The organism is Lactobacillus kefiranofaciens, from assembly GCF_900103655.1.
Classification (GTDB): Bacteria; Bacillota; Bacilli; order Lactobacillales; family Lactobacillaceae; genus Lactobacillus; species Lactobacillus kefiranofaciens.
In genome coordinates this window covers 1-3,198 of sequence record NZ_FMXC01000069.1, presented here as the reverse complement: position 1 = coordinate 3,198, position 3,198 = coordinate 1, and the positions used below count along the sequence as shown (strand labels likewise).

The 3,198-nt window shown below is 50.6% G+C and carries 2 rRNA genes; both read left to right on the top strand.

Annotation, left to right across the window (positions count from 1 at the left end):
• Positions 1–104: 104 nt before the first annotated feature.
• Positions 105–3,007: ribosomal RNA gene (locus BLP58_RS11560) — 23S ribosomal RNA — on the top strand.
• Between the two features lie 72 nt (positions 3,008–3,079).
• A 5S ribosomal RNA gene (gene rrf / locus BLP58_RS11555) occupies positions 3,080–3,196 on the top strand.
• Positions 3,197–3,198: the final 2 nt, after the last annotated feature.

Below are 3,198 nucleotides of genomic sequence, written 5' to 3'. Positions count from 1 at the left end.
TCAAAGAGCTAGTACATTGAAAACTGAATATAATCCAAGCAAAAAACCGAGAAAATCAAAGAGAACAGATTGCAAGAGCGACCGAGAAGAGAATTCTTGAGTAAGGTCAAGTAGAAAAGGGCGCACGGTGAATGCCTAGGCACTAGTAGCCGAAGAAGGACGTGACTAACTACGAAAAGCTTCGGGGAGCGGTAAGTACGCAATGATCCGGAGATATCCGAATGGGGGAACCCGGTGCAGGAATGCATCATTTAATGCTGTTAAGGCATTAAAAGGAAGACGCAGTGAACTGAAACATCTAAGTAGCTGCAGGAAGAGAAAGAAAGATCGATTTCCTTAGTAGCGGCGAGCGAAGAGGAAAGAGCCCAAACCAGTTGATTTATCAATTGGGGTTGTAGGACTGCAATAAGGCAGCGCAAGAGATAGTCGAATTATCTGGGAAGGTAAGCCAGAGAGGGTGAGAGCCCCGTAAGCGAAATCTCAAGCGCGCCGAGCAGAATCCTGAGTAGGCCGGGACACGAGAAATCCCGGTTGAAGCCGCGAGGACCATCTCGCAAGGCTAAATACTAGCTAGTGACCGATAGTGAACCAGTACCGTGAGGGAAAGGTGAAAAGAACCCCGGAAGGGGAGTGAAAGAGAACCTGAAACCGTGTGTCTACAAGTAGTCAAAGCACATTAAGGTGCAATGGCGTGCCTTTTGTAGAATGAACCGGCGAGTTACGTTAAGCAGCGAGGTTAAGTCAGAAAAGACGGAGCCGGAGCGAAAGCGAGTCTGAAGAGGGCGAGAAGTTGATTGACGTAGACCCGAAACCAAGTGACCTACCCATGGCCAGGCTGAAGGTGCGGTAAAACGCACTGGAGGGCCGAACCCACGTAAGTTAAAAATTGCGGGGATGAGCTGTGGGTAGCGGTGAAATTCCAAACGAACTTGGAGATAGCTGGTTCTCTCCGAAATAGCTTTAGGGCTAGCCTCGTGGAGAGGATAATGGAGGTAGAGCTCTGTTTGGACAAGGGGCCCGTCAGGGGTTACTAAATCCAGATAAACTGCGAATTCCAGATATCCATGCACGGGAGTCAGACTGCGAGTGATAAGATCCGTAGTCGAAAGGGAAACAGCCCAGATCACCAGTTAAGGTCCCAAAATTTATGCTAAGTGGAAAAGGATGTGGAGTTGCGTAGACAACTAGGACGTTGGCTCAGAAGCAGCCATCATTCAAAGAGTGCGTAATAGCTCACTAGTCGAGTGGCGCTGCGCCGAAAATTTACCGGGGCTAAGCATAATACCGAAACTGTGGATGTGTTTTAAAGAGCACGTGGTAGGAGAGCGTTCTAAGTGCGGCGAAGGTGAATCGAGAGGATCATTGGAGCGCTTAGAAGTGAGAATGCCGGTATGAGTAGCGAAAGACAGGTGAGAATCCTGTCCGCCGAAAGACTAAGGTTTCCTGGGGCAGGCTCGTCCGCCCAGGGTAAGTCGGGACCTAAGGCAAGGCCGAGAGGCGTAGTCGATGGACAACAGGTAGAGATTCCTGTACTGTGTACAATCGTTAAGAGCGATGGAGGGACGCAGGAGGCAAAGCACGCATCGAGCTGGATCGATGTTCAAGCGACAAGCGTGGCTAAGAGTAAAATGCTTCTAGCCAAAAAGCGCGAGTCGTGATGAGGAGCGAAGTTAAAGTAGCGAAGGTGCAGCAGTCACACTGCCGAGAAAAGCTTCTAGCCAGAAAGTACATACCCGTACCGCAAACCGACACAGGTAGTCGAGTGGAGAACACTAAGGTGAGCGAGAGAACTCTCGTTAAGGAACTCGGCAAAAAGACCCCGTAACTTCGGAAGAAGGGGTGCTGGCCCGGAAGGGCTAGCCGCAGTGAATAGGCCCAAACAACTGTTTATCAAAAACACAGGTCTCTGCAAAATCGTAAGATGACGTATAGAGGCTGACACCTGCCCGGTGCTGGAAGGTTAAGAGGAGAGCTTAGCGCAAGCGAAGGTTTGAATTGAAGCCCCAGTAAACGGCGGCCGTAACTATAACGGTCCTAAGGTAGCGAAATTCCTTGTCGGGTAAGTTCCGACCTGCACGAAAGGTGTAATGATTTGGGCACTGTCTCAACGAGAGACTCGGTGAAATTATAATACCCGTGAAGATGCGGGTTACCCACGACAGGACGGAAAGACCCCATGGAGCTTCACTGTAGCTTGATATTGAGTATCTTTTAAACATGTACAGGATAGGTAGGAGCCAAGGAAAGCAGGACGCTAGTCTTGCTGGAGGCAATGTTGGGATACTACCCTTGTTTGAAGGATGCTCTAACCTCGACCTGTAAGCCAGGTCAGGGACAGTGTCAGGTAGGCAGTTTGACTGGGGCGGTCGCCTCCTAAAGCGTAACGGAGGCGCTCAAAGGTTCCCTCAGAATGGTTGGAAATCATTCACAGAGTGTAAAGGTATAAGGGAGCTTGACTGCGAGAGAGACAACTCGAGCAGGTAGGAAACTAGGACTTAGTGATCTGGTGGTACCGGATGGAAGGGCCATCACTCAACGGATAAAAGCTACCCTGGGGATAACAGGCTTATCTCCCCCAAGAGTTCACATCGACGGGGAGGTTTGGCACCTCGATGTCGGCTCGTCGCATCCTGGGGCTGAAGTTGGTCCCAAGGGTTGGGCTGTTCGCCCATTAAAGCGGCACGCGAGCTGGGTTCAGAACGTCGTGAGACAGTTCGGTCCCTATCCGTCGTGGGCGTAGGAAATTTGAGAGGAGCTGTCCTTAGTACGAGAGGACCGGGATGGACGCACCGCTGGTGTACCAGTTGTCTTGCCAAAGGCATCGCTGGGTAGCTATGTGCGGAAGGGATAAGCGCTGAAAGCATCTAAGTGCGAAGCCCCCCTCAAGATGAGATTTCCGATGCGCAAGCAATAAGACACCTCAGAGACGATGAGGTAGATAGGCTGGGAGTGGAAGTCCTGTGAAGGATGGAGCGGACCAGTACTAATCAGTCGAAGACTTGACCAAAGCAAAGGCAAGCTGTGAAGGTTTTTTGCGAGAAGGATTATGTTTAGTTTTGAGCGTAGTAGCTCAAAAGAGTACGGTGGCGAAAGCAAGAAGGATACACCTGTTCCCATGCCGAACACAGAAGTTAAGCTTCTTAACGCCGAAAGTAGTTGGTGGGCAACTGCCTGCGAGGAAAGGAAGCTGCCGTGCTC